The following is a 16,992-nucleotide window of genomic DNA, read 5'->3' as shown; positions in this document are numbered from 1 at the left end:
ATGAACCGACTCGACGTCACCGAAAAGATCATTTCCACCAAGGTGTCCAAAGGCATCAGCTGGGCCGACGTGGCCAAGAAGGTGGGCCAGTCCAAGGAATGGACCACGGCGCTGTGCCTGGGCCAGATGACGGCCTCGCCCGCCCAGGCCAAAGTGGTCGGCAAGATCTTCGGCCTCTCCGTGGAAGAGCAGAAGTGGCTGCAGGTCGTGCCCTACAAGGGCTCGCTGCCCACGCCCGTGCCGACCGACCCGCTGATCTACCGCTGGTACGAGATCGTCAGCGTCTACGGCACCACCATCAAGGAGCTGATCCACGAAGAGTTCGGCGACGGCATCATGAGCGCGATCGACTTCAGCATGGACGTCGAGCGCCAGGCCGATCCCAAGGGCGACCGCGTCAACGTGGTGTTGTCCGGCAAGTTCCTGCCCTACAAGCAGTACTGATCCCCTCAGGCCAGGGCCGGTGCCTGCAGCTCCAGCCAGTCCTGGAAGGCTTTCATGGCCGCGCTCTTGCGCCGCGTCTTCAGGCGCGTGAGCCAGTAGCCGCCCACGTCCACCTCGGCCTCGAACAGGCGCACCAGCCGCCCGCCCTGCAGGTCGCGGGTGAACAGCGACACCGGCAGCAGGGCCACGCCCGCCCCCTGGGCGGCGGCGTCGGCCAGCACCAATGACGAGTCGAACATCGGCCCGGTGAGCAGCGGCGCGCGCCCGCCCGCCGCCTCGAACCACTGCGCCCACTCGTCCGAGCGGTACGAGCGCAGCAGGGTCTCGCACCCCAGGTCGGCCACCGCGCGGATGCGGTGCGCCAGGGCCGGCGCGCACACCGGCGCCAGCGGTGCGGCCAGCAGGTGCCGCGTCTGCAGGCCGGGCCACTGGCCGTCGCCGAAGCGGATCGCGCAGTCCAGGCCCTCGGCCGCGAGGTCGATGCGGTTGTTGTTCGTGAACAGCCGCAGCTCCACGAAGGGGTGGCGCGCCTGGAACTCACGCAGGCGCGGCAGCAGCCAACCCACCGCGAAGGTGCCCACCGCGCCCACCGACAGCACCTCGCGCTTGTGCGCGCCCTTGAAGCTCTCCAGCGTGGCTGAGACGCGCGCGAACGCGTCCACCAGCGTGGGCAGCAGGGCCATGCCTTCGTCGGTCAGGGCCAGGCCGCGCGGCACGCGGCGGAACAGCGGCTTGCCCAGGCGCTGCTCCAGGTTCTTGACGTGCTGGCTCACGGCGGTCTGCGTGAGGTTCAGCTCCTGCGCGGCGCGCGTGAAGCTCAGGTGGCGTGCCGATACCTCGAAGGCACGCAGGGCATTGAGTGGCAGGTCCATGGCGTCGATCCCCAAGTTTTTCCGTGGTGTGACCTTGATTATTCCCGTTTGATCGCGCAGCCCGTCCTGCCTACGATGCGGGCCTGATTCACAAGGAAACACCATGACCGACCGACGCACCTTCTGCCTGGCCTCCGGCGCCGCCCTGCTGGGCCTGACCCATGGAAATACTTGGGCCGATACCGATGCCCTGCAAGACGCCCTGCGCGACATCGAAGCCACGGCCCGGGGCCGTCTGGGCGTGCACCTCATCGACACCGCCACCGGTCGCGAGCAGGGCTGGCGCATGGACGAACGCTTCCTGATGCTCAGCTCGTTCAAGCTGCTGGCCAGCGCGCTGGTGCTGGACCGAGCGGACCGGGGCGAGGAGTCGCTGGAGCGGCGCATCCGCTACCGCCGGCAGGACCTCGTGTCGTGGTCGCCCGTGACCGAGCGCCACGTGGGCGGCGAGGGCCTGAGCCTGGCGCAGCTGTGCGAAGCCACCATCACCACCAGCGACAACACCGCCGCCAACCTGATCCTGGCCAGCTACGGTGGCCCGGGCGCGCTCACTGCCTATGCGCGCCGGCTGGGCGACCGCGTGACGCGGCTGGACCGCACCGAGCCCGAGCTGAACCGCCGCGCCGCCAGCGGCGAACCGCTGGACACCACCACGCCGCGCGCCATGGCGCACACGCTGCGCGCGCTGCTGGTGGGCGATGCGCTGTCGCCGGCCTCGCGCGCGCGGCTGCTGCAATGGCTGCTGGCCAACACCACGGGCGGCAAGCGCCTGCGGGCCGGGGTGCCGGCGGATTGGCGCATCGGTGAGAAGACCGGCACCGCCGGCGACGACGCCAACGACATCGGCATCGCCTTCCCGCCGCAGCGCGCGCCGGTGATCGTGACCGCCTACCTCGCCGAGAGCGCCACCGACGGCGCCACGCGGGAAGCAGCGCTGGCGACCGTGGGGCGGTTGCTGGCGCGGCTGTGACGGCGCCTCATTGATTCATGCTGAGTTGTTGCCAACCCGCAGTACTCCCGCCATCAGTACCGGTCCTTGCGATCGCGGTAGCCTTCGGTGTCAGCGCCCCCAGCGATGTCAGCGAGCTCCTGAAGCTTCGGCGCGGGCATGACCATCAGGCCTTTGCCGTTGGGGATAAGCACCAATTCCTGACCAGCTTCCCAGCGCAACTGTTCGAGAACGGCCCTGGGGATGGAGATCTGGATCTCTCTGGAAAGAGGGTTGAAGACAGGCATGTAGGGGCTCGGCTACATCACTTGACCCGGCTAGCCCGGCAGCGGGATCCATTCCTGGTTGTCCTCCGGTGGCAGCGGGATGCGGCCCGCCGCCCAGTCGGCCTTGGCCTGCTCGATTCGCTCCTTGCGCGAGGACACGAAGTTCCAGAAGATGTGGCGTTCGCCCAGCGGTTCGCCGCCGAAAATCATCAGCGTGCTCTTGGTGTGCGCGGTGATCACGGCGTCGGTGTCGTCGCCGAACACCAGCAGCTGGCCGGGCACGTAGGTCTGGCCGCCGTACTCCACTTCACCGCGCGCCACGTAGGCCGCCTGTTCGCGGTGGCCGCCCGGCAGGGCCAGGCGCGCACCCGGTTGCCACTCGGTGTGCAGGTAGAACAGCGGCGAGTGCGTGCGCACCGGGCTCTTCATGCCGTAGGCCTCGCCCGCGATCAGGCGCATCCACACCCCGCCTTCGTCGCGCACCGGCAGGTCGGCGGCGGGGTAGTGGGTGAAGGCCGGCTCGATCTCTTCATCGGCCTCGGGCAGCGCCACCCACAGCTGCATGAGTTCGAGCCCCCCACCGGCGAAGGAGTCCGGGTGCTTGAAGCGCTCGGAATGCGAGATGCCGCGCCCGGCCGTCATCCAGTTCACGTCGCCCGGGTTGATGAGCTGGTGCACGCCCAGGCTGTCCTGGTGCGAGACCTGGCCGCTGAGCAGGTAGCTCACGGTGGACAGGCCGATGTGCGGGTGCGGCCGCACGTCGGCGGCGCGCGTGTCCTCGGCCGCCAGCGTCACCGGCCCGGCGTGGTCCACGAAGATCCACGGGCCGACCATGCGGCGCTTGGCGTAGGGCAGCACGCGACGCACCTTCAGGCCGTGGCCCAGGTCGGCCTCGCGGGCGGTGATCACCATTTCAAGCATCTCTTTTCCTTTCGTGGGTTCAGGCCGTGGCGCCGGCGATGCGGCCCATTTTGCCGCTCTGGAAGTCGGCGAAGGCCTGGTGGATCTCGGCCTCGCTGTTCATCACGAACGGACCATACCCCACGATGGGCTCGTCGATCGGCTCGCCCGCCAGCCAGAGCACGGTGGCGTCTTCCAGCACCTCGAAGCTCACGTCCTGCCCGTCGCGCGAATGCACGGCCATCTGCGCCGCGGTCACTTCCTTGCCGTCGGCCAGGCGCAGCCGGCCGCGCAGCACGAAGGGCGCGGTGGTGTGGCCTTCGGCCGCCGGCAGCGTCACGGTGTGGCCGGCCTTCAGCCGCAGGTCCCAGACCTGCATGGGCGTGAAAGTGTGGGCCGGGCCTTTCGTGCCCAGCAGTTCGCCCGCGATCACGCGCGCCGTGCCGGCCCCATCGGGCAGGTCGATCTGCGGGATCTGGTCGCGCGTGATGCCCTGGTAACCCGGCGCGGCCATCTTGTCGCGCGCGGGCAGGTTCACCCAGAGCTGCACCATCTCGAACGGGCCGCCCTGTTTCGCGAAGTGCTCGCCGTGGTACTCCTCGTGCACGATGCCCGAGGCGGCTGTCATCCACTGGACCTCGCCGGGGCCGATGGTGCCGCCGCCGCCGCTGGAGTCGCTGTGCGAGACCTCGCCGTCGTAGACGATGGTCACGGTCTCGAAGCCGCGGTGCGGGTGCTGGCCCACGCCCCGGCGTTTCGTGGTGGGCTCGAATTTCGTCGGGCCGCCGTAGTCCAGCAGCAGGAAGGGCGAGAAGCGCTCGGCCGCGCCGTTGTACGAAAAGATGCTGCGCACCGGAAAGCCGTCGCCGACCCAGTGGCCGCCGGCGCTGCGTTGGATGAAAGAAACGGTTTTCATGGGGTGTTCTCCTGTGTGAATGAGGACTTTACCGGGCCCGCGTTCCCGTGATAAGTCGGTAAGATCACAAATCATTTTTCAATGACATGAACAATCAGATCCCCGACCTCAACGACACCCTGGTGTTCGTGCGCGTGGCGCAGGCCGGCGGTTTCAGCGCCGCCGCCCGGCTCATGGGTATGCCCACGTCCACGCTGAGCGTGCGCGTGTCGCGGCTGGAGCAGCGCCTGGGCGTCACGCTGCTGCAGCGCACCACGCGGCGGCTGCGCCTCACCGAGGCCGGCCAGGCCTACCTGCACCAGGCCTCGCGCGGACTCGATGAGATCCTGCAGGCCGAGGCGCAGCTCGACGCCGGCCGGCACGAGGCCCAGGGCCTGCTGCGCATCACGCTGCCGATCGACATGGGCGACGAGCAGCTGCTCGGCATCCTCAGCGGCTACCGGGCGCGCCACCCCGGTGTGGCGGTGGAGCTGGTGTTTTCCGATGCGCGGCTCGACCTGGTGGAGCAGGGGTTGGACCTGGCCTTGCGTGCGGGCGAGCTGGCCGACTCCAGCCTGGTGGCGCGCCGGATCGGTGAAGCGCGCTGGGCGCCCTTTGCGCACCCGGACTACCTGGCGCGCGCGCCCGCGCTGCGCGCACCCAAAGACCTCACGCAGCACGCCGCCCTGTGTTTCAGCCCGCTCGGGCGCGAGAGCTGGACGCTCATGCGCGGCAAGGCCCGCGTGAACGTGCCGCTGCACAGCGCCTTTGCCGCCAACGACATGCGCCCGATCCGCCGCCTCGCGCTCGATGCCCAGGGTGTGGCCCTGTTGCCGGACTACGTGTGCCGGCGCGAGGTGGACCACGGCGAGCTGGTGCCGCTGCTGCCGGGCTGGCACGCGCGCACCGACCCCATCCACCTTGTCTACCCGAGCCAGCGCTTCGTGCCGGCCAAGCTGCGCCACTTCATCGACGAAGTCGGGCCCCAGCTCGCGGCCCTGTTCGAGCGCTGAGCACGGCGCTAAGCTTCTGCCCCTTATGCGCATTGAAGACATCCGCCAACGCCTGCGCGCGCTCGGCGCCAACCCCCGCCACGCGCAGCGCGTGCTGCGCCTGTGGTCGCAGGCCCTGCCGCAGGACGCGGGCCGGCGCCAGGTCGAGCATTTCCTGCCCGCGACGCTGGTGGCGGCCTTGCCCGCGCTGGCCGACGAACTCGCGGGCCTGGCGGTGCTGCGGTCCGAACACCCGGGCGAGGACGGCTCGGCGCGCCTGCTGGTGGCGCTGGCCGACGGCCAGACGGTGGAGAGCGTGCTGCTGCCGCGCGACGGCCTGTGCGTGTCCACCCAGGTGGGCTGTGCGGTGGGCTGCGTGTTCTGCATGACGGGCCAGGGCGGTCTGGTGCGCCAGGTCGGCAGTGCCGAGATCGTGGCCCAGGTGGCGCTGGCGCGCACGCGCCGTGTGGTGAAGAAGGTGGTGTTCATGGGCATGGGTGAGCCGGCGCACAACCTGGACAACGTGCTCGAAGCCATCGACCTGCTGGGCACCGTGGGCAACATCGGCCACAAGAACCTGGTGTTCTCCACCGTGGGCGACCCGCGCGTGTTCGAGGCCCTGCCGCAGGGCCGCGTGAAGCCCGCGCTGGCGCTCTCGCTGCACACCACCAAGGCCGATCTGCGCGAGCAGCTGCTGCCGCGCGCCCCACGCCTGACGCCCGAGGCTTTGGTGGCCGCGGGCGAGCGCTACGCGCGCGCCACCGGCTACCCCATTCAATACCAGTGGACGCTGCTCGAAGGCATCAACGACGGCGACGACGAGATCGAGGGCCTGGTGCGCCTGCTGCACGGCAAGTACGCCATCCTCAACATGATTCCCTACAACACGGTGGACGACCTGCCGTACCGGCGCCCGAGCTGGGAACAGGCGGCCGGCATCGCGCGCCGCCTGCACCGGCGCGGCATCCTCACCAAGCTGCGGCAGTCGGCCGGGCAGGACGTGGAGGGCGGCTGCGGGCAGTTGCGCGCGCGCGCGGAGAAACCCGCGCGGCGCACCATCCCATTGGCGATCAGCGACGCCCGGTGAACACCACCTGCACGCCGTGCCCGCGGCGGGCGGCGGCGAAACGGCGCAGTTGCCCACGCCAGGCCATGGCTTGCGCCCCGTCTTCGCCCCGGGGCCAGTAGGGCGGGCGCGTTTCGTCGTCGAACAGCATCGCGTGGCGCAGGCGCGCGAGGTTTTCCAGGGCATCGACGCGGCCGTCGCAGATGACGATCACCCCCACCCCGTCGGTGTGCGTGGGCAGTTGACCGGTGCCGCGGATGTGGGCGCGCACGAAATCGCACACCTCGATCCGGTGGCGGGGCGGGATCAGCATCGCGGCCTGCTGCGCCAGGTCGCTGGTGCTGAAGTCGCGCGCGCCGGTGGCGTCCGAGGGGGCGCCGCGCAGCGCGCAGAAGAGGCGCTCGCGGATGCGGGCGTGGTGCCCCACCAGGATGAAATGGCGCGTGAAGCGCGGGTCGTCGATGCCCGCGGCCCGGGCATGGTTGGCGTTGAGCAGCTGCCAGATCAGCAGTGCCAGCAGCACCTGGATCTGGTCCTGCCCGAGCGTCAGGTGCAGGCGGTGGACCGGCCGCTGCCGCTCCAGGTCGACCCGATCCATCGCCTCGTGCGCGGTGATGGTGTCCAGAAGCGCGTGGCGCTGCCGGCCGTTGAAACACAGGCCGCCGCGCGGGACGATGCCTTGGGGGTCGAACCACCAGCGCAGCAGCGCCTCGGTGGTGGGGGTCATGTGTTGTGCAACAGCCTGCGCCATGGAGTCCCTCCGGGTGGAAGTGGTTTTTGGGTGAGTGAATCACTCAATAAGTGAATTAAGAATACAACAGAAAGTTCATTTCGGGCGCAGCCGAAAACTAGCGTTCGGTGCATGAACCAGAAGCTCGAATTTGGCCAACGGCTGCACGAAGGGATGAGGGCGGTGGGGCTGGAGCCCAAGCCCAGCGTGCTGCTCAACCTGTTCAACGCCCGTTACTGGGGCACCTCGGTGTCGTTCCAGGCGGCGTCACGCTGGTTGAACGGCCAGGCGATGCCCCGGCAGGACAAGCTGGTGGTGCTGGCCGAGATCCTGCGGATGGAGCCCGAGCTGCTGCAGTACGGCCGGACCGTCCACCGCCGTGTGCAGGAGCAGCGCAAGCGCTGGGACGAGGCCCTGAGCTACCAGGAGCGCGAGATGTTCGACGCCTACCTGCAGCTGCCGGTGCCGCAGCGCAAGCTGGTGCGCGAGGTCATCCAGGCCCTGGTGCAGGTGCACGGCAAGCCGAAGGGCTGAGCGGGCCGCTCAGTGCAGCGTGAGTGGGCGCGAGGTGGTCTTGACCCGCACCACCGCCGCGCGCAGCTCGTAAGGGGCCGGCGCCGCGCCGCAGATGCCGGCGGCAATGGCGCGCGCCTGCCGCGCGATGGGCTCGATGTAGCGGCTCGCTTGCCCGTTCACCGCGATGCAGTCGCCCAGGGCGTGGATGCGCGGATCGCTGGTGCGCAGCGTGGCGGCGTCGACCGCGATGCCGTTGTCCCAGGCCAGTCCTGCGCTGTGCGCCAGGCGGGGCGGGGTCTGCAGGCCGGCGGCGGCGATCACCTGGTCGGCCGCGAAACGCTGGCCGCAGGCGGTGCTGAGGCGGTAGCGGCCGGCCACGCGCTCCAGCTGCGCGACCTGAACGCTCCCCACGAAGCGGATGGCCAGGTCTTTCCAGGCCTCGAGCAGGGGTGTGCCCGCGTGTTCGGCGGGCCAGCGCGCCAGCGGCGCGGCCTGCACGTCGAGCAGGGTGATGCGGTGGCCGCCGAGTGCGAGGTCGTTGGCGAGTTCGCTGCCGATCAGGCCGGCGCCGACGATGGCCACGTCCTTCGGCGAATCACCCAGCGCGGCACGCAGCCGCTTGTACGCGCCCAGGTGGTTGATGCGCCAGCACAGGGCGGCGGGCAGCGCGGGTGGCAGCGCGGCCTGGGCGCCGTGGGCCAGCACCAGCCGGTCGTAGCGCAGGTTGCCGCGCGTGGTGCGCAGCGTGCGCGTGTCGGGGCAGATGCGCACGGCCTGCGTGTGGGCCAGCAGGCGCACGTTCAGGCGCGCGGCCGCCGTGGGGCCGCTTTCCTTCGTGAGCGCCCCGGGCGCCAGCCCGCGCGCCAGGGCGACGGACAGCAGGGGCTTGTCATACAGGTCGCCCGCACAGTCGCTGACCAGGGTGAGCGGCAGGTCGGTGTCGAGCGCGCGCAGCGCCTCGGCCACCTGCCAGCCGGCCCGGCCCGCGCCCACGATCACCACCCCTGCGGCGCCGCGAGCGGCCATCGGGGCACGGTGCGCGACGGCGGCACGCAGGGCGTCCAGCGAGGGCGGGGTGTAGGGCCGGAAGTCGGCCTTGGTCACGCCGCACAGCGGGCAGGCCCAGTCGTCCGGGATGTCGGCGTAGCGCGTGCCGGGTGGCAGGCCGCCGTCGGGGTCGCCGTCGGCTTCGTTGTAGAGGTAGCCGCAGGCGTCGCAGATGTACGACTGGTAGGGCGCGAGCGCGGTCATGAGGGCATCACCTCGGCGGACAGGCGCGCGATTTCCTTGCGCAGGTGCTTGATGGCCGGCGTGACGATGGCCACGAAGTGCGATTCGCGCACGCGGCGCTGCACGTCCGAGCTCATCAGGTAACCGCGCGCGCCCTGGTGCAACAGGGCCGACTGCGCGGCGCGCAGGCTGAGCTCGGCGCCGTGGGCGCGCGCGTCGAGCACGTCGATGAAGAATTCCGCGCGGTCGTCGAACGGTGTTTCGGCCATGCGCATCACGCGCGCCGTCAGCGCGTCCAGCTCGGCCTGCAGCGCATCGGGCCGGTCTTCGAGGAACTGGTTCACGTGGCCCAGCTGCGCCTCCACCGCCCACATGCTGTCGATGGCGCCCTGCGCCACGCCGACCGCCATGCCGCACTGGAGCATCACGAAGGCGGCGCGGATGCGCGCGATGAAGGGCCTGGCCGGCTCGGCCATGTGCTCGTCGGCGCCGATGAACACGTCCTTGAGGCGCAGGGCGTAGGTGCCGGTGCCTTCCATGGCGGAGAAGCTCGGGCATTCGCGCAGCTCCACACCGGGCGCATCGCAGCGCAGCAGGAACATCAGTTCCCGCCCCAGCGGCTCGCCCTGGCCGTCCACCACCGCCGCGAGCGCGCCGCACGCGTGACCGGGCCCGAGGTTGCTGACCCAGGGCAAGGTGCCGTTGACGAGGTGGCCGCCTTGCACCGGCGTGGCCTTGAGCAGCAGGCTTTCGATCTGCGCGTAGCTTTTCATGGGGTTGGACATGGCGGTGCCGCCCAGCGACATGCCGCCGGCCAGTGCGCGCAGCGCCTCGCCGTTCAGGGCCGGGTTGCCACTGGCCTGCATGTACAGGCCGCAGACCAGCTGGCACCACACCATGAAGCCGGTGGCGCCGCAGACGCGCGAGACCTCGGCCATGGCGCGGATGGCCAGGCCGTAGTCCGCACGGCCCGCCGGAGCGTCCAGGTGGGCGCCGAACGCACCCGCCGCGCCCAGCTGCTGCAGCACCTCGCGCGGGTAGTGGCCTTGGCGGTCGATGGCCTCCGCCACGGCGGCCAGCGGGCCCTGCGCCACGGCGCGCACCGCGGCCAGCAGCTCGTCGGCCGGTGTCTCGTGGGTCAGCTCGCGGGGCAGGTCGAGGGGGTTCATGCGTCCGCCAGACCGATGGTGAAGGGGATGGGGTTGCGCAACGTGTTGGCCACGGGCGAGTAGAAGTTGGCGTGCTGCACGATCTCGTCGAGGACCTCGCGCGGGGCGTCGCCCTCCACAAGCACCTTCACGCGGATGGCCTGGAAGCCCATCTCGGGCGGCGTTTTCTCCAGCGCGCCGCCGGCGCCCCAGGCGGCCGGGTTGCCGATGTCGCCTTCCAGGAAGACCTCCAGCCGGCTGAGCTTCACGCCTTTCCAGGTCGCCACCGCGGTGATGCCCACGGCCAGGCAGCCGCCCAGGCCCGAGAGCACGATCTCGCCCGGGGCGGGCGCGGTGTCCTGGCCGAACAGGTGCAGCGGCTCGTCCACCACCACCGGGGCGTGCTGGCCCACGGTGGAGAGCGAGCGGTACTGGCCCTCCATCACGGTGTGGACCTTGTTGGTGCCCCGGCTGGCCGGGTTGGCCTTGCCCTTGGCGGCGAAGGCGGCGAGGCCGGCGCCGTCGATCGGGCGCAGATACGCCTTCACGGTGCTGACGGGGGCGGTGGGGGCGAGGGTGGCGGTGGCGGACATGGGGTCTCCAGGGTTGAAAAAGCGGGATGGTTGAAGTCAGGCGGCGAGTGCCAGGCTGGGTTTTTTGGTGGACTTCGCCAACGGCAGGCCGGTCTCGATCGGCAGGCGGTCGTCGCGCGACCACTCGTTCCACGAGCCGAAGTACATGCGCACATCGCTGAAGCCGGCCTGTTTGAGGGCCAGGAAGGTGTTGGACGCGCGCGCACCCTTGAAGCAGTAGAGGTAGACGGTGTCGTCGGGCGCGATGCCGGCGGTGGCGCACTCGGCCTTCACCTCGTCGGGCGTCTTGAACACCGGGCCTTGGGCGGACGGCTTCATGAAGCGGTACCACTCGACCCATTTCGCGCCGGGCAGGCGGCCCTTGCGCGGCGCGAAGTCCTTGCCGTAGGGCGAGGAGCTGTCGCCGATCCACTCGTCCACGTCGCGCACGTCGAGCAGCACGGTGTCGGTGCCGAGCGCGGCCTGCACGTCGGCCTGGGTGAGCATCACGTCGTTGCCGACGAGTTCGGGGAAGGTGGCGGGCGCGGGGGTGGTGGCCTCGGTGGAGACGGGCAGACCGGCGGCTTTCCAGGCGCTGAAGCCGCCGTTGAGCACCTTGATCTTCGGGTAGCCCAGCCAGGTCAACAGGTAGTAGCCGCGGCAGGACTGGCCGTAGCCGCTGTTCATCGCGTCTTCGTAGAACACGGCGGTCTCGGTGCCCGAGAGGCCGGCGGCGCCCAGTGCGGCGGCGAAGGTGGCCTTGAGGGCTTCCAGGCCTTCGGGCGTGGAGGTGGCGAGGTAGGTGAAGACCTCGCGCAGGTTCACCGCACCGGGGATGTGGCCGGCGGCGAAGGCCTCGGCGTCGCGGGTGTCGATGACCACCACGGGTTCGGACGACTGCAGGGCCTGCAACTGGGCGGGGGCGATCAGGGTGGCGTCGATGCTCATGGAAACCTCACGAAATAGGGGGCCGGCGGGATTGCCTGCCGACCCTTTTTGCAACCGCCGTGCCAGTGCCGTGAGCCTGCCGTGTTTTGAGCTCAAGTGATTGTTTTCATTGGATTTTTTCTGTGCATCGAGGGCCTCGGACCCGGGCTGCCGGCTTCAATGTGTCGACACTTTGTCGACACATTGCGCGGCCCTTCAACGCAGGCCGGCCTTGCGAAGCCGGTAGGCGAACTGGCGCAACGTCAACCCGAGGCTCTGCGCCGCGCGCGACTGGTTGCCCTGGTGCCGGGCCAGCGCCTCGCGCAGGGCCTGCGCGCTGTGCGACTGCGCGCTCTGGTAGTCGCGCACCAGCGGCGCGGCCTCGCTGGCGGCGGCCGTCGTGCCCTGGGGCATGAAACGCTCCAGCGTGGCGGCCGTCACCAGGGTGTGGTCGGCCAGCAGCACCAGGCGCTCGATCAGGTTGCCCAGCTCGCGGATGTTGCCCGGCCAGTCGTGCGCCTCCAGCCGCGCCAGCGCGTCGGGCGCGAGGTTCACGTTGCGCTGGTGTGCCTGGTTGGCCCGGTTCACGAAGTGCAGGGCCAGCGCGCGCACGTCCTCGCCGCGTTCGCGCAGGCTGGGCAGGCGGATCGGGATCACGTTGAGCCGGTAGTACAGGTCCTGCCGGAAGCGCCCGGCCTGCACCTCGTGCGCGAGGTCGCGGTTGGTGGCCGCCACCAGGCGCACGTTGACCTTCAGCTCGCGCGTGCTGCCCAGGCGCACCAGCGTGCCTTCCTGCAGGGTGCGCAGCAGCTTGGACTGCATGGCCAGCGGCAGCTCGCCGATCTCGTCGAGGAAGATGGTGCCGCCGTGGGCCTGCTCGAACCAGCCCGCGCGCGCCGTGTTCGCGCCGGTGAAGGCGCCTTTCTCGTAGCCGAACAGCTCGGACTCGAACAGCGTGTCGGGAATCGCCGAGCAGTTGACCTTGATGAAGGGCTGGTCGTGCCGGCCGCTGGCCAGGTGCACCGCGCGCGCGAACAGCTCCTTGCCGGTGCCCGACTCGCCCAGCAGCAGCACCGTGGCCTGCGACTGCGACACCTGTTCCAGTTCGCCCAGCGCCTGCAGCAGCGCGGGCGAGCGGCCGATGAGGCCGTAGCGCGCGCTCGCGCTGTCCAGCGCGCGGGCCAGCGCGGCGTTGCGCGCCAGCAGCTGGCGCGTCTGCTCGGCCACCAGCTGTTCGAGCCGCAGCAGCTGCCCGGCCAGCGTGGCCAGGATGCGCAGCACGGCCAGGTCGTCGTTGAGGTGGCGCTGGCGGCTGCGGATGCGGTGGCAGGCCAGCACGCCGATGGTCGCGCCGTTGACCTCGATCGGCAGCGCGATGAAGGCCACCGTCTGCGGCGGCAGGCGATCGCGCGGCACGGTGCGGAACAGGAACAGCGGCTCGGCGTCCACGTCCTGCACGATGGCCGGCAGGCCGGTGGCCAGCACGCGCCCCGTGATGCCCTCGCCCCAGCGGAACACTCCGCGCTGCACCTCCTCGGCCGTGAGGCCGTAGGCGTGGCGCACCGAGGCCGTGCGCGCCTCACCGGGCGCGGTCTCGCGGGCCAGCACCATGCGGCCCCGGTTCAGGCCCAGCAGCTCGCTCATCAGGTGCAGCATCTCGCGCAGCACGAAGGCCGGTGCCAGGCTGCGGCCCACCAGCTTCATCACCTCGCGCATGAGCAGCAGCTCCTGGGCGTGCCAGTCGGTCGCGGGGCTGTCGAGGTCGCTGGGGCTGGAAGGCATGGGCGCGAGGCAAGCAAACATCGCACCAATGGCGGGCGAAGCCCTCCTTGGCGAGCTAAAATCGCCGCTTCTCAAGGAGCGTTGCAGCGCCGGCGGGTTTTTCAGCCTCCACCGTGCGTCAGGCTTGAGTGGGCGCGAACAGGCCCAAACGGCGCTCACCGGTCTGTTTTTCGAAAACTGCCTTGGTGAGCCTCATGTCCTCCGAATCCGCTTCTCCGTCCCCGTCTTCCCTCGTGCCGCCGATGCTGCTCTCCGGCCTGGAGCCGCTGCGCGTCGAGCCGGGCAGCCTGTTCGTCAACGTCGGCGAGCGCACCAACGTCACCGGCTCCAAGGCCTTCGCCCGCATGATCCTCGAAGGCCGCTTCGAGGACGCCTTGGCCGTGGCGCGCCAGCAGGTCGAGAACGGCGCCCAGATCATCGACGTCAACATGGATGAGGCCATGCTCGACAGCAAGGCCGCGATGGTGCGTTTTCTCAACCTGATCGCCGGCGAACCCGACATCGCGCGCGTGCCGGTGATGGTGGATTCCTCCAAGTGGGAGGTGATCGAGGCCGGCCTGCGCTGCGTGCAGGGCAAGGGCGTCGTCAACTCCATCTCCATGAAGGAAGGCCTGGACGAGTTCAAGCGCCAGGCGCGCCTCGTCAAGCGCTACGGCGCGGCCGCCGTGGTGATGGCCTTCGACGAAAAAGGCCAGGCCGACACCTACGAACGCAAGGTCGAGATCTGCGAACGCGCCTACCGCGTGCTGGTCGATGAAGTGGGCTTCCCGCCCGAAGACATCATCTTCGACCCCAACATCTTCGCCATCGCCACCGGCATCGAGGAGCACAACAACTACGCGGTGGACTTCATCAACGCCACGCGCTGGATCAAGCAGAACCTGCCCGGTGCCAAGGTCAGCGGCGGCGTGTCCAACGTGTCCTTCAGCTTCCGCGGCAACGACCCGGTGCGCGAGGCCATCCACACCGTGTTCCTGTACCACGCGATCAAGGCGGGCATGGACATGGGCATCGTCAACGCCGGCATGGTGGGCGTGTACGACGAGCTGGAGCTCGAGCTGCGCGAGCGCGTGGAGGACGTGGTGCTCAACCGCCGGCCCGACGCCGGCGAGCGGCTGGTGGAAGTGGCCGAGAGCGCCAAGGGTTCGGCCAAGGACGACAGCAAGAAGAACGAATGGCGCGCGCTGCCGATCCGTGAGCGCCTGTCGCACGCGCTGGTGCGCGGCATCAACGACTTCATCACCGAAGACACCGAAGAGATGTGGCGCGAGATCGAGGCCGGCGGCGGGCGCCCGCTCAACGTGATCGAAGGCCCGCTGATGGACGGCATGAACGTCGTCGGCGACCTGTTCGGCCAGGGCAAGATGTTCCTGCCGCAGGTGGTCAAGAGCGCGCGCGTGATGAAACAGGCCGTGGCGCACCTGCTGCCCTACATCGAGGCCGAGAAGCTGGCCCTGCAGGCGGCCGGCGGCGACGTGAAGCCCAAGGGCAAGATCGTGATCGCCACCGTCAAGGGCGACGTGCACGACATCGGCAAGAACATCGTGACCGTCGTGCTCCAGTGCAACAACTACGAGGTCGTGAACATGGGCGTGATGGTGCCCTGCCACGAGATCCTGGCCATGGCCAAGGCCGAGGGCGCCGACATCGTGGGCCTCTCGGGCCTGATCACGCCCAGCCTGGAGGAGATGCAGTATGTGGCCGGCGAGATGCAGAAGGACGAGCACTTCCGCGGCAAGGGCATCCCGCTGCTGATCGGCGGCGCCACCACCAGCCGCGTGCACACGGCGGTGAAGATCGCGCCGCACTACGACGGCCCGGTGGTCTATGTGCCCGACGCCTCGCGCAGCGTGAGCGTGGCGCAGGGCCTGCTGTCCGACCAGGCCGCGGCCTACATCGCCGAAGTCAACGCCGACTATGAGCGCGTGCGCACCCAGCACGCCAACAAGAAGCAGGTGCCGCTGTGGCCGCTGGAGCGCGCGCGCCTGAACAAGACGCCGATCGACTGGAAGGCCTACACGCCGCAGAAGCCGAAGTTCATCGGCAAGCGCGTGTTCAAGAACTTCGACCTGAACGAGATCGCCAAGTACATCGACTGGGGCCCGTTCTTCCAGACCTGGGACCTGGCCGGCCCCTTCCCCGAGATCCTGAAGGACGAGGTGGTGGGCGAAGAGGCGCGGCGCGTGTTCAGCGACGGCAAGCGCATGCTGCAGCGCCTCATCGAAGGCCGCTGGCTCAGTGCCAGCGCGGTGGTGGGCCTGTACCCGGCCAACACCGTGCACGACGACGACATCGAGCTCTACACCGACGAAAGCCGCACCAGCGTGGCCCTGACCTGGCACGGCCTGCGCCAGCAGGCCGAGAAGCACGAGATCGATGGCGTGATGCGCCCCAGCCGCTGCCTGTCCGACTTCGTCGCGCCCCGGGGCGCAGCCGACGACTACGTGGGCATGTTCGCCGTGACCGCCGGCCTGGGCGTGGAGAAGAAGGAAAAGCAGTTCCTCGACGACCTCGACGACTACTCCGCCATCATGCTCAAGGCCCTGGCCGACCGCATGGCCGAGGCGCTGGCCGAGTGCATGCATCACCGCGTGCGCACCGACCTCTGGGGCTACGTGGCCGACGAGGCGCTGAGCAACGAAGAGCTGATCAAGGAAAAGTACCAGGGCATCCGCCCGGCGCCGGGTTACCCGGCCTGCCCGGACCACTCCGTCAAGCGCGCGATGTTCGACGTGCTGCAGTGCGAGGACATCGGCATGGGCCTGACCGAGAGCCTGGCCATGACGCCGGCGGCCAGCGTGAGCGGTTTCTACCTCGCCCACCCGCAGAGCACCTACTTCAACGTCGGCAAGATCGGCGACGACCAGGTGGACGACCTGGCCGAGCGCAGCGCGGTGGCGCGCAACGAGCTGCAGCGCTGGCTCGCGCCGAACCTGTGAGGACGGCGAACGATGAAGTCGAAGAACCAAAAGCCCAGCGACGACCTGCTCTGGAAAGGCGCGCTGCTTGCGGCCATTGGCCTGATCGTGCTGATCGCACCCCACCGCCTCCAGTCGCCGGAGCTGCGGGACATCGTCGCGGGCTCAGCGGGCCTGGGCTGGCTGGCGCTGGTGTTGGGCGCCGGGTGCCTGGCGGTGTGGGGATGGCGCGGGTACAGACACTGGAAGCGGCAGTAGGTCACCGACCCGGTCGCGGGGCGCCATGGCGGCGCGTGCCGGGAACCTCTTCACGCGGCGGCGGCTCAGCACCTCGGTGCATCCCCTTTTTGATGTTGGCTCCTTAAAACCTTCTCACCATGAACGTACTCAACAACCTCTTCAACCACCCCCGACTCGGCGTCATCCTGTTGCGCTGGACCCTGGCGCTCCTGATGGTGCTGCACGGCTGGGCCAAGATCACCGGCGGCGTGAGTGGCATCGAAGGCATGCTGGTGGCCAAGGGCCTGCCCGGCTTCCTGGCCTATGGGGTGTACCTGGGCGAGTTCGTGGCGCCGCTGTTCCTGCTCGCGGGCGTGTGGGTGGTGCCGGCGGCCCTGGTCATCGCGATCAACATGGCCTTCGCCGTGGGACTGGCGCACATGGGCCACTGGTTCGATATCACCAACACCGGCGGCTGGCGCCTGGAACTGCAGGCCTTCTTCTTCGTGACCGCGCTGGTGGTGGCGTTCACGCACCGCATCGGTCCGAACAAGTGATCTGGGGGG

Annotated in this window: 18 protein-coding genes and 1 riboswitch; of the genes, 8 read left to right on the top strand and 10 right to left on the bottom strand. The window is 69.6% G+C overall.

From position 1 onward, the window contains the following. Nucleotides 1-444, top strand: a complete 444-nt coding sequence (gene cynS / locus AC07ZS_RS10025) for a cyanase (protein ID WP_494798451.1) — start codon at nucleotides 1-3, stop codon at nucleotides 442-444. Between the two features lie 5 nt (nucleotides 445-449). Here cynS and AC07ZS_RS10020 read toward each other — a convergent pair whose 3' ends face one another. Next, complete coding sequence (locus AC07ZS_RS10020) at nucleotides 450-1,316, bottom strand: LysR family transcriptional regulator (RefSeq protein WP_494798450.1); 867 nt, start codon at nucleotides 1,314-1,316, stop codon at nucleotides 450-452. Nucleotides 1,317-1,419: 103 nt separating this feature from the next. Here AC07ZS_RS10020 and bla point away from each other — a divergent pair, with 103 nt between their 5' ends. After that, a complete protein-coding gene (gene bla, locus AC07ZS_RS10015) occupies nucleotides 1,420-2,286 on the top strand; it encodes a class A beta-lactamase (protein WP_494798449.1) in 867 nt (288 codons plus the stop codon). Nucleotides 2,287-2,339: 53 nt separating this feature from the next. Here the strand turns inward: bla and AC07ZS_RS10010 are convergent, their stop codons facing one another. The 3 genes from AC07ZS_RS10010 to AC07ZS_RS10000 are packed head-to-tail and all read right to left on the bottom strand — an operon-like array spanning nucleotide 2,340 to nucleotide 4,347. Continuing rightward, nucleotides 2,340-2,552: an AbrB/MazE/SpoVT family DNA-binding domain-containing protein gene (locus AC07ZS_RS10010; protein WP_494798448.1), complete on the bottom strand. Its 213-nt coding sequence runs from the start codon at nucleotides 2,550-2,552 to the stop codon at nucleotides 2,340-2,342. Nucleotides 2,553-2,582: 30 nt separating this feature from the next. After that, nucleotides 2,583-3,452, bottom strand: coding sequence for a pirin family protein (locus tag AC07ZS_RS10005; protein ID WP_494798447.1), 870 nt, complete (start codon nucleotides 3,450-3,452; stop codon nucleotides 2,583-2,585). Nucleotides 3,453-3,471: 19 nt separating this feature from the next. Further along, nucleotides 3,472-4,347 carry a pirin family protein gene (locus AC07ZS_RS10000; RefSeq protein ID WP_494798446.1) on the bottom strand — a complete coding sequence of 292 codons (876 nt, stop codon included), beginning with the start codon at nucleotides 4,345-4,347 and terminating at the stop codon, nucleotides 3,472-3,474. An 86-nt stretch (nucleotides 4,348-4,433) separates the two neighbouring features. On the opposite strand from AC07ZS_RS10000, the gene AC07ZS_RS09995 reads away from it, so the two are divergent. Together AC07ZS_RS09995 and AC07ZS_RS09990 are read left to right on the top strand one after the other, a co-directional pair. After that, nucleotides 4,434-5,339 carry a LysR family transcriptional regulator gene (locus tag AC07ZS_RS09995; protein ID WP_494798445.1) on the top strand — a complete coding sequence of 302 codons (906 nt, stop codon included), beginning with the start codon at nucleotides 4,434-4,436 and terminating at the stop codon, nucleotides 5,337-5,339. Between the two features lie 25 nt (nucleotides 5,340-5,364). Further along, entirely contained in the window at nucleotides 5,365-6,405 is a 1,041-nt protein-coding gene (locus AC07ZS_RS09990) for an RNA methyltransferase (protein ID WP_494798444.1), read from the top strand. Here AC07ZS_RS09990 and AC07ZS_RS09985 read toward each other — a convergent pair. After that, entirely contained in the window at nucleotides 6,389-7,111 is a 723-nt protein-coding gene (locus AC07ZS_RS09985) for a hypothetical protein (protein WP_494798443.1), read from the bottom strand. The two genes, AC07ZS_RS09990 and AC07ZS_RS09985, sit on opposite strands and share 17 nt — an antisense overlap. 135 nt (nucleotides 7,112-7,246) lie before the next feature. Here AC07ZS_RS09985 and AC07ZS_RS09980 point away from each other — a divergent pair, with 135 nt between their 5' ends. Beyond that, complete coding sequence (locus AC07ZS_RS09980) at nucleotides 7,247-7,648, top strand: transcriptional regulator (protein ID WP_494798442.1); 402 nt, start codon at nucleotides 7,247-7,249, stop codon at nucleotides 7,646-7,648. A 9-nt stretch (nucleotides 7,649-7,657) separates the two neighbouring features. On the opposite strand, the gene AC07ZS_RS09975 is transcribed toward AC07ZS_RS09980, so the two are convergent. The 5 genes from AC07ZS_RS09975 to AC07ZS_RS09955 all read right to left on the bottom strand — a co-directional run bounded on the left by AC07ZS_RS09975 (nucleotide 7,658) and on the right by AC07ZS_RS09955 (nucleotide 13,289). Then, nucleotides 7,658-8,881, bottom strand: a complete 1,224-nt coding sequence (locus tag AC07ZS_RS09975; protein ID WP_494798441.1) for an FAD-dependent oxidoreductase — start codon at nucleotides 8,879-8,881, stop codon at nucleotides 7,658-7,660. Then, nucleotides 8,878-10,029 carry an acyl-CoA dehydrogenase family protein gene (locus AC07ZS_RS09970; RefSeq protein WP_494798440.1) on the bottom strand — a complete coding sequence of 384 codons (1,152 nt, stop codon included), beginning with the start codon at nucleotides 10,027-10,029 and terminating at the stop codon, nucleotides 8,878-8,880. The genes AC07ZS_RS09975 and AC07ZS_RS09970 overlap by 4 nt, the downstream gene beginning before the upstream one ends. Then, the gene (locus AC07ZS_RS09965; RefSeq protein ID WP_494798439.1) at nucleotides 10,026-10,601 is read right to left on the bottom strand and encodes an OsmC family protein; all 576 of its coding nucleotides are present in this window, start codon (nucleotides 10,599-10,601) and stop codon (nucleotides 10,026-10,028) included. The genes AC07ZS_RS09970 and AC07ZS_RS09965 overlap by 4 nt, the downstream gene beginning before the upstream one ends. Before the next feature lie 36 nt (nucleotides 10,602-10,637). After that, the gene (locus AC07ZS_RS09960) at nucleotides 10,638-11,528 is read right to left on the bottom strand and encodes a sulfurtransferase (protein WP_494798438.1); all 891 of its coding nucleotides are present in this window, start codon (nucleotides 11,526-11,528) and stop codon (nucleotides 10,638-10,640) included. A 195-nt stretch (nucleotides 11,529-11,723) separates the two neighbouring features. After that, nucleotides 11,724-13,289, bottom strand: a complete 1,566-nt coding sequence (locus AC07ZS_RS09955) for a sigma-54 interaction domain-containing protein (RefSeq protein WP_494798437.1) — start codon at nucleotides 13,287-13,289, stop codon at nucleotides 11,724-11,726. Between the two features lie 67 nt (nucleotides 13,290-13,356). Continuing rightward, nucleotides 13,357-13,453, top strand: a riboswitch (S-adenosyl-L-homocysteine riboswitch). Between the two features lie 30 nt (nucleotides 13,454-13,483). Here AC07ZS_RS09955 and metH point away from each other — a divergent pair. The 3 genes from metH to AC07ZS_RS09940 all read left to right on the top strand — a co-directional run bounded on the left by metH (nucleotide 13,484) and on the right by AC07ZS_RS09940 (nucleotide 16,983). Further along, nucleotides 13,484-16,228: a methionine synthase gene (gene metH, locus AC07ZS_RS09950; protein WP_494798436.1), complete on the top strand. Its 2,745-nt coding sequence runs from the start codon at nucleotides 13,484-13,486 to the stop codon at nucleotides 16,226-16,228. 12 nt (nucleotides 16,229-16,240) lie between these two features. Continuing rightward, complete coding sequence (locus AC07ZS_RS09945) at nucleotides 16,241-16,465, top strand: hypothetical protein (protein ID WP_494798435.1); 225 nt, start codon at nucleotides 16,241-16,243, stop codon at nucleotides 16,463-16,465. 119 nt (nucleotides 16,466-16,584) lie between these two features. Continuing rightward, the gene (locus AC07ZS_RS09940; RefSeq protein WP_494798434.1) at nucleotides 16,585-16,983 is read left to right on the top strand and encodes a DoxX family protein; all 399 of its coding nucleotides are present in this window, start codon (nucleotides 16,585-16,587) and stop codon (nucleotides 16,981-16,983) included. The last annotated feature ends 9 nt before the right edge of the window (nucleotides 16,984-16,992 follow it).

This window comes from Hydrogenophaga sp. GW456-12-10-14-TSB4 (assembly GCF_059424305.1).
This window is presented reverse-complemented; position numbering and strand designations above follow the sequence as displayed.

What these genes read in the sequence shown, in the direction of transcription:
- cynS (WP_494798451.1), top strand. Translation starts at nt 1, where the DNA reads ATGAACCGACTCGACGTCACCGAAAAGATCATTTCCACCAAGGTGTCC.
- AC07ZS_RS10020 (WP_494798450.1), bottom strand. Translation starts at nt 1,316, where the DNA reads ATGGACCTGCCACTCAATGCCCTGCGTGCCTTCGAGGTATCGGCACGC.
- bla (WP_494798449.1), top strand. Translation starts at nt 1,420, where the DNA reads ATGACCGACCGACGCACCTTCTGCCTGGCCTCCGGCGCCGCCCTGCTG.
- AC07ZS_RS10010 (WP_494798448.1), bottom strand. Translation starts at nt 2,552, where the DNA reads ATGCCTGTCTTCAACCCTCTTTCCAGAGAGATCCAGATCTCCATCCCC.
- AC07ZS_RS10005 (WP_494798447.1), bottom strand. Translation starts at nt 3,452, where the DNA reads ATGCTTGAAATGGTGATCACCGCCCGCGAGGCCGACCTGGGCCACGGC.
- AC07ZS_RS10000 (WP_494798446.1), bottom strand. Translation starts at nt 4,347, where the DNA reads ATGAAAACCGTTTCTTTCATCCAACGCAGCGCCGGCGGCCACTGGGTC.
- AC07ZS_RS09995 (WP_494798445.1), top strand. Translation starts at nt 4,434, where the DNA reads ATGAACAATCAGATCCCCGACCTCAACGACACCCTGGTGTTCGTGCGC.
- AC07ZS_RS09990 (WP_494798444.1), top strand. Translation starts at nt 5,365, where the DNA reads ATGCGCATTGAAGACATCCGCCAACGCCTGCGCGCGCTCGGCGCCAAC.
- AC07ZS_RS09985 (WP_494798443.1), bottom strand. Translation starts at nt 7,111, where the DNA reads ATGACCCCCACCACCGAGGCGCTGCTGCGCTGGTGGTTCGACCCCCAA.
- AC07ZS_RS09980 (WP_494798442.1), top strand. Translation starts at nt 7,247, where the DNA reads ATGAACCAGAAGCTCGAATTTGGCCAACGGCTGCACGAAGGGATGAGG.
- AC07ZS_RS09975 (WP_494798441.1), bottom strand. Translation starts at nt 8,881, where the DNA reads ATGACCGCGCTCGCGCCCTACCAGTCGTACATCTGCGACGCCTGCGGC.
- AC07ZS_RS09970 (WP_494798440.1), bottom strand. Translation starts at nt 10,029, where the DNA reads ATGAACCCCCTCGACCTGCCCCGCGAGCTGACCCACGAGACACCGGCC.
- AC07ZS_RS09965 (WP_494798439.1), bottom strand. Translation starts at nt 10,601, where the DNA reads ATGTCCGCCACCGCCACCCTCGCCCCCACCGCCCCCGTCAGCACCGTG.
- AC07ZS_RS09960 (WP_494798438.1), bottom strand. Translation starts at nt 11,528, where the DNA reads ATGAGCATCGACGCCACCCTGATCGCCCCCGCCCAGTTGCAGGCCCTG.
- AC07ZS_RS09955 (WP_494798437.1), bottom strand. Translation starts at nt 13,289, where the DNA reads ATGCCTTCCAGCCCCAGCGACCTCGACAGCCCCGCGACCGACTGGCAC.
- metH (WP_494798436.1), top strand. Translation starts at nt 13,484, where the DNA reads ATGTCCTCCGAATCCGCTTCTCCGTCCCCGTCTTCCCTCGTGCCGCCG.
- AC07ZS_RS09945 (WP_494798435.1), top strand. Translation starts at nt 16,241, where the DNA reads ATGAAGTCGAAGAACCAAAAGCCCAGCGACGACCTGCTCTGGAAAGGC.
- AC07ZS_RS09940 (WP_494798434.1), top strand. Translation starts at nt 16,585, where the DNA reads ATGAACGTACTCAACAACCTCTTCAACCACCCCCGACTCGGCGTCATC.